Raw genomic sequence first — 5678 nt, 5'->3', positions numbered from 1 at the left:
GGTTTCTGATGGGATTAGTGATTGCCTATATCGGCGCGCATCCGATCCTTGTATCGCTGGCGATGATGATCTTTTTGCGTGGCTTGGGTGAATTCTTGACCCACGGCGGCGATATCTCCGGCTTCCCAGCTTATCTGAAACCACTCGGGCATGGTTTTATTTTCGGAATACCAATCCCCTTGCTGGTTTTTGCCGCTGCCGCCCTTCTTTGGCACGTGGTTTTGCGCAGGATGCGGCACGGGTTTTCGGTTTATATGGTCGGTTCCAATATCAAGGCGACCGAGTATAGCGGTGTTCATACCAAACGCACGCTGACCCTGATTTACACCCTTTCCGGCCTGATGTGCGCGGTGGCAGGCATTCTGATGCTAACGCGGTTTAATTCAGTACGGGTGGGGCATGGCGAGGCTTTGTTGCTGGTTACGGTATTGGCCTGCTTTCTGGGCGGGGTTGATCCGTTTGGCGGATTTGGCCGTGTGGTTCCGGTGGTTCTGGCGCTGGTAATTCTGCAGGTCTTGTCCTCGGGATTGAATCTGATAGGGGCGAACCAGCACCTATCAACAGCCGTTTGGGGGCTTTTCCTGATCGGCGTGATGGTATTGCGTTTCCTGATTGGAAAGCTTCGAATATTCAACAGTGGAAAGGACGTGTAAGATGCAAGGATTTGGTGTTCATACCAGCATGTGGACTATGAACTGGGACCGCGCTGGGGCCGAAAAAGCGGTTGCAGCCGCTGTTCATTACAAGATGGATTTCATCGAAATAGCGTTGTTGAATGCACCCGCAGTAGATACGGCACACACCCGTGATTTGCTTGAGAAGGCCAATATGCGGTCGGTCAGCTCGCTTGGCTTGCCTGAAGGGTCTTGGCCGTCGCAAAACCCCGAAGCGGCAATTGCGCATTTGAAAATTGCCATTGATAAATCCGAGGAAATGGGCTGCGAAGCTCTAACTGGTGTAACCTACGGCGGTATTGGTGAGCGCACTGGACTGCCCCCGACAGAGGCCGAGCTGGACAATGTTGCGCGGGCGTTGCGCGAGGTAGCAGATTACGCAAAGGCGCACAATGTGGCCTTCGGGATAGAACCTGTAAACCGCTATGAAACCCACCTGCTGAACACCGGCTGGCAAGGGGTCGCAATGATTGAAAAGGTCGGGTCGGACAACCTGTTCCTGCACCTTGATACCTATCATATGAACATCGAGGAAAAGGGCGCGGCCAACGGCATTCTGGATGCGCGCGAACACTTGCGCTACATTCACTTGTCCGAAAGCGACCGCGGCACACCAGGGGCAGGCACCTGTGACTGGGATGAGATTTTTGCCACCCTTGCCGCAATCGGGTTCAAAGGAGGACTGGCGATGGAAAGTTTCCTGAACATGCCGCCTGAAATCGGCTATGGCCTATCAATCTGGCGGCCTGTTGCCAAAGACGAGGCCGAGGTGATGGGCAACGGCCTGCCATTCCTGCGCAACAAGGCGGCGCAATACCGGCTGATCTGAATGGTGTGAATGCCCACTCTCTGTTTTATCTCGGAACAGAATACAACAAAATTCCCTCGCCCAATCAGCACGTCCCCCATCAGGGCCTTGTTGCATGGATCAGACAAATAACGCATTCCTGACGGTGAGCCCCATGGCCTCCATATTACTGGCCACCATTTTAGGATGGGATGACAAAAACGGGGAAGTTACATGACAACAGATGTGAGACTTGCGGTCGTCGGGGCCGGCCTTATCGGCAAATGCCATATTAGTTCGATCAATTCGGCAAAAGGAGCGGCGCTGGCTTGCATTGTTGACCCGTCCGAGGCGGCGCAGGTTTTTGCGGAGTCCTGCGGGGTAGATCGCTATTCTTCGATTGAAGAAATGTTCGAAAAAACTAACGTCGATACCGCTTCGCATGGTGATGGTTCAATATGGGCTTAAACCTGCCATTCCCATCCCGCCTCTTTAAACATGTTGCTGCTAGGGGATGAAATCTATCTGTGTGGCGCAACGTGTCGAAGGTGTGATCCTTGAGGGTGAGGTCATCGCCCATTCGGGGCCGATGACTGGCTGCTCTTACGTTACAAAAACTAAACAAGGTTGTGAGGGGAGTTGTTTTGGCTTTGGTTTTGCCATGACTTAGGTGATGCTGATAGAAACAACTGGAGACGCGAGAATGGTGTATAGGTTTAAGACTGATTTGAAATGGTCCGCTGTGACCCCGAAAATGGATTATCTGAACCGTCGGCAATTGCTGGCTGGGGCGGGCGTTATGGCGTTGGGGGCGATGGCTGGACCGGCTATGGCAAAGATTGCGACAAAGCCGAGCGGGTTTTCGACGGATGCAGCGCCGAACACGCTGGAAGAAATCAGCACCTACAATAATTTCTATGAATTTGGCACTGGCAAGGGTGACCCTGCCAAGTACGCGCACAAGCTGACAACCGATCCGTGGAGTGTGAAGATTGATGGGTTGGTGGACAAACCCGGCACCTATGATCTGGCCGATGTCACTAAAGGTGTGGATATGGAGGAGCGCATTTACCGGTTTCGCTGTGTCGAGGCGTGGTCGATGGTGATCCCGTGGGTCGGGTTTGAACTGGCCACATTGCTGAACCGCGTCGGGGTTCAGTCGGGCGCGAAATATGTGGCGTTTGAAACGCTGTTTCGGCCTGAAGAGATGCCAGCGCAGAATTCCCGTCTGCTGGACTGGCCCTATGTCGAGGGTCTGCGTCTGGACGAGGCGATGAATCCGCTCACTATACTGGCGACAGGTTTATATGGGGAAGAATTGCCCAACCAAAGTGGTGCGCCGCTGCGGTTGGTGGTGCCGTGGAAATATGGTTACAAGTCGATCAAGTCGATTGTGCGCATATCGCTGGTCGCGGAAATGCCACCAACCACATGGAACAAGGCGGGGCCGAATGAGTACGGGTTCTATAGTAATGTGAATCCCGAAGTCAGCCATCCGCGCTGGTCGCAATCAAGTGAGCGCCGTATTGGTGGCGGGATATTTGCCAAGCGCCAGCCAACCCTGCCGTTTAACGGATATGGCGAGCAGGTCGCGAGCCTGTATGACGGTATGGACCTGACCAAGCAGTTCTGACGATGGCAATAGTTGATCAGTTGAACGGTGCGCTACGGCGGATGCCGACGTGGGTGCTGTATGTGGGCGGTGTGATTCCGGCCATCTGGCTGATTGTTCTGCTGTTGAACGGTGGGTTGGGGGTGGATCCGGTCAAAGCATTGGAACAACGAGCGGGCAAGATTGGATTGCAGTTTCTAGTGGCGGGGTTGGTGGTGACGCCGTTGTGCCGGTTCACCGGTATCAAGCTGATCAAATTTCGCCGCGCCATCGGGTTATTGACGTTCTTTTATATAGTGCTGCATTTGATGATCTGGCTGGCGCTGGATATCCAGTTCTATTGGGGTGAAATCTGGACCGACATAGTGAAGCGTCCCTATATCACCATTGGCATGACCGGATTTTTGGCAATGGTGCCGCTGGCACTGACGTCTAACAATGCCTCGATCAAGCGGATGGGGACGGCGGGGTGGCGCAAGTTGCACAAGCTGACCTATCTGGCGGCAATCGCTGGGGCGCTACATTATGTATGGCTGGTGAAGGGATGGCAGATCGAGCCGCTGATATATATGGCAGTGATGATCGGGCTGTTGTGTTTGCGTATTAAGGTCAAGCAACGGCGCGTTGCGACCTGATTGAAAAATCCCATGTCATTGCGAGTGCCAGTAACCAGCGTTACGATGCTGAAACGGTAAGCGCAGCGCGGTGGGGTGTATGGACAGTCTGGTAACCTTTCAATGGTTGAGTGATCATCTGGATGATCCTGATCTGGTGGTCATTGACTGCACGAATTTCGCAGACTGGTCTGTAAGCGATCAGAGGTTCGTCACTGTGAGCGGCCACAGCCAATGGGCGGGCGGGCATATAGACCAGTCACGCCATGCGGATTTCTCCGGTGGGCTTTCTGGCGACGCGCGCCGCTTTCGCAACACATTGCCCGAACCACAGGTCTTTGCCGCGGCTATGGCGCGGCTGGGCGTCAATACAAACAGTCGTGTTGTTCTGTATGATACCGCGCAATCCATGTGGGCCGCGCGGGTGTGGTGGATGCTGAAATGGATCGGGTTTGACAGGGCGGGCATTCTGGATGGCGGTTGGCAAGGTTGGGTTGCGAATGGGGGGCGGGTATCAGGCGCGCCAGCATCACATAGTATAGGTGTGCTGGATTGCGCGGTGAAATCAGATGTGTTCATTTGTAAGGAGGCGCTTCGCTCTGCGCTTGAGGACGGGAACGTTCTGTTGATTGATGCGTTGAGTGAAGCGCAGTTCAGTGGCGCAGAAAGTGATCTGGGACTGAGCGGCCACATACCGGGGGCCATCAATATTCCGGGCACCAGCCTGCTGGATACATCTTCTGGCTGCTACCTGCCGCTGGAGCAGATAGCGGCGCGTTTGCCCGAGGACAGGGAGACACGCACGATCATCTATTGCGGCAGCGGGATTGCAGCGTCTTCGGTCGGTTTTGTGATGCATCGGATGGGCTTTAAAGATGTGTCAATCTATATGCCCGGGTTGCAAGAGTGGATACTGGACCAAAGCGCCCCGATTGGGCGGGGCTGATAACAGGATTCGGATAAATGGCGGGCGAGTCGGGTGAATCGGCGGTGATTCCGGCGTTTTGGGCGGGTGAATCGGAATATTCGGGGACTGAGTCTGTGGATAAGGTCGAAATCGGGTGATATCCCTCCATGATGCGGCTAATCTTATTGCGCAAAAGGGGGGTAATAGTTTTCTAACCTTATTCAAGCCCCTTGTTTTTATGGGGAAAACAGGTTTTTTGAAAAAAGATCGCTTTTCTTGAAAAAAGCTCTTGCGACTCTCAGCCGGTAAGCCTAGATACGTCTTCACCAGCCGAGCAGCAACGCTCTAACGGGACGCCAGACAGGCCAGACGGTCAAGAAAGCGGAATAAAAACAGAGGCTTATCAGGCAGGCGCGCCGGAAATACTAAAGGCGCTTCGGTTTGGTTTTGTCTGTGTTGCTCTTTGAAATTGATAGTATCTGAAGAGATATGTGGGCGGTTTGGTTCATTCGATGAACAAACTTAAGCATATCGCGCTACTAGGGCTTCGGTCCGATTATGTAGTGTCAGCTTCACTGTTTGGACGGCTTTCGGTTATCTTTGATAACCTGAAGCACAACAAACAGAAGACTGCATCTGACTGCAACGGTCAGATGCGATGTGCAAAGGTTCGAACGTCAAGGACAAGCAAGCAATTGCTTTTCAACTTGAGAGTTTGATCCTGGCTCAGAACGAACGCTGGCGGCACGCCTAACACATGCAAGTCGAGCGCTACCTTCGGGTGGAGCGGCGGACGGGTTAGTAACGCGTGGGAATATACCCATCACTAAGGAATAGCCTCTGGAAACGGAGAATAATACCTTATACGCCCTTCGGGGGAAAGATTTATCGGTGATGGATTAGCCCGCGTAAGATTAGATAGTTGGTGGGGTAACGGCCTACCAAGTCGACGATCTTTAGCTGGTTTGAGAGGATGATCAGCAACACTGGGACTGAGACACGGCCCAGACTCCTACGGGAGGCAGCAGTGGGGAATCTTAGACAATGGGCGCAAGCCTGATCTAGCCATGCCGCGTGAGTGATG

Annotated in this window: 6 protein-coding genes and 1 rRNA gene; all 7 read left to right on the top strand. The window is 53.5% G+C overall.

Annotation, left to right across the window (positions count from 1 at the left end; all coding sequences use genetic code 11):
- Positions 1–653: ABC transporter permease (locus ACWB12_RS07250; RefSeq protein WP_479529399.1), on the top strand; the 653-nt coding region annotated here is incomplete at its 5' end.
- Position 654: 1 nt separating this feature from the next.
- Entirely contained in the window at positions 655–1503 is an 849-nt protein-coding gene (locus ACWB12_RS07245; RefSeq protein ID WP_479529398.1) for a sugar phosphate isomerase/epimerase family protein, read from the top strand.
- Positions 1504–1695: 192 nt separating this feature from the next.
- Entirely contained in the window at positions 1696–1929 is a 234-nt protein-coding gene (locus ACWB12_RS07240) for a Gfo/Idh/MocA family oxidoreductase (protein ID WP_479529397.1), read from the top strand.
- Between the two features lie 235 nt (positions 1930–2164).
- Positions 2165–3094, top strand: coding sequence for a protein-methionine-sulfoxide reductase catalytic subunit MsrP (gene msrP / locus ACWB12_RS07235; RefSeq protein WP_479529396.1), 930 nt, complete (start codon positions 2165–2167; stop codon positions 3092–3094).
- Between the two features lie 2 nt (positions 3095–3096).
- Positions 3097–3708: a protein-methionine-sulfoxide reductase heme-binding subunit MsrQ gene (gene msrQ, locus ACWB12_RS07230; RefSeq protein WP_479529395.1), complete on the top strand. Its 612-nt coding sequence runs from the start codon at positions 3097–3099 to the stop codon at positions 3706–3708.
- 79 nt (positions 3709–3787) lie between these two features.
- Positions 3788–4633 (top strand): sulfurtransferase, encoded by an 846-nt coding sequence (locus tag ACWB12_RS07225; protein ID WP_479529394.1) that lies wholly within the window; start codon positions 3788–3790, stop codon positions 4631–4633.
- A 664-nt stretch (positions 4634–5297) separates the two neighbouring features.
- A 16S ribosomal RNA gene (locus ACWB12_RS07220) occupies positions 5298–5678 on the top strand; the annotation flags it as partial.

The organism is Profundibacter sp., from assembly GCF_056498605.1.
This window is presented reverse-complemented; position numbering and strand designations above follow the sequence as displayed.

What these genes read in the sequence shown, in the direction of transcription:
- msrP (WP_479529396.1), top strand. Translation starts at nt 2,165, where the DNA reads ATGGTGTATAGGTTTAAGACTGATTTGAAATGGTCCGCTGTGACCCCG.
- ACWB12_RS07225 (WP_479529394.1), top strand. Translation starts at nt 3,788, where the DNA reads ATGGACAGTCTGGTAACCTTTCAATGGTTGAGTGATCATCTGGATGAT.
- ACWB12_RS07240 (WP_479529397.1), top strand. Translation starts at nt 1,696, where the DNA reads ATGACAACAGATGTGAGACTTGCGGTCGTCGGGGCCGGCCTTATCGGC.
- msrQ (WP_479529395.1), top strand. Translation starts at nt 3,097, where the DNA reads ATGGCAATAGTTGATCAGTTGAACGGTGCGCTACGGCGGATGCCGACG.
- ACWB12_RS07245 (WP_479529398.1), top strand. Translation starts at nt 655, where the DNA reads ATGCAAGGATTTGGTGTTCATACCAGCATGTGGACTATGAACTGGGAC.